Origin of the sequence: Flavobacterium sp. HBTb2-11-1 (assembly GCF_009826975.1) — a bacterium.
Lineage (GTDB): Bacteria > Bacteroidota > Bacteroidia > Flavobacteriales > Flavobacteriaceae > Flavobacterium.
This window is the reverse complement of the sequence record NZ_WUMO01000024.1, coordinates 1-1,102: the sequence shown is the minus strand read 5'-3', so window position 1 is coordinate 1,102 and position 1,102 is coordinate 1. Positions and strand designations below refer to the sequence as shown.

Annotated in this window: 1 protein-coding gene; it reads left to right on the top strand. The window is 39.7% G+C overall.

Annotated features, from left to right (window positions below; all coding sequences use genetic code 11):
• Positions 1-1,102, top strand: a 1,102-nt coding sequence (locus tag GR162_RS22070) for a SprB repeat-containing protein (protein WP_202393985.1), incomplete at both ends; no start/stop codon positions are given.

Here is a 1,102-nt window from a genome sequence, read left to right as displayed (position 1 = left end):
TTCCAATCTTCAAATACATTTAATGTTCCAGCCGGAACTTACACTGTAACAGTAAGAGACAAAAACAACTGTACAGCAACTACTGCTACAGCGCTTACTATTTACCCACAGTTAACTGCTGTAGGTGCAGTTACAAAAGAATTGGATTGTACGACTACTCCAAACGCTACTATTACAGTAACAATTGGCGGAGGAAAATCTCAATTCACTTATACAGTGCAGAAAGGATCTGGTGCTCCAAGTACAGCAAGCGCGCCAATTTCAGGTCCTACATTTACTTATTCAGTTACTCCTGCAAATGCAGATACTTATACTTTCGTAGTTACAGATGCTAATGGATGTCAGAAGACTGCTGTAGTTACAGTTGATCCAATTTCAAACCCAACAGTTACAGCTATTCAAACAGACGCTAGCTGTAATGGAGCTTCAGACGGATCAGTTACCTTAACTGGTGCTGGAGGATCTGGCGGATTTACTTATAGCAACAATGCTGCAACAGGTTTCACAGCTAATCCAACATTTACAGGATTAGGAGCTGGAAACTATACTTTCTATGTTAGAGATAGCAAAGGATGCCAAGGTTCAGTAGCCGTGACAATTACCCAGCCAACTACTTTAGCAGCTACAATTGCTACTGTACCATTCTCTTGTAACGCTGCAAACGGTAAGGTTGCAGGAACAGTTACAATTAATGTAACTGCAGGAACAGGCACTGCACCATACGAATACAGCTTCAACGGAAGCGGATACAGCTCAAATAATGTTTTAACATTAAATGATAATGGAGCTGATCAGCCATATACATACGCAGTTAGAGATGCGAAAGGATGTCCTGTAACTGGTTCAGGAACTTTATTGAGACTGAACCCTCCAACAGATTTAACTTTTGCTTCTCCAGCAGTAACTTGTACTGCGACTACTACAACTGTTACTTTAACAGCTGTAAACGGAGTTGGAACATTACAGTATGAAACAATTGCTCCATCTGCGGTAATTATTCCAAAACAAACATCTAATTCATTTGCAAATCTTGCTCCTGGAACTTATATGTTTAAAGTTACAGATGCAAACGGATGTTATTATACTGAATCATATACGGTTA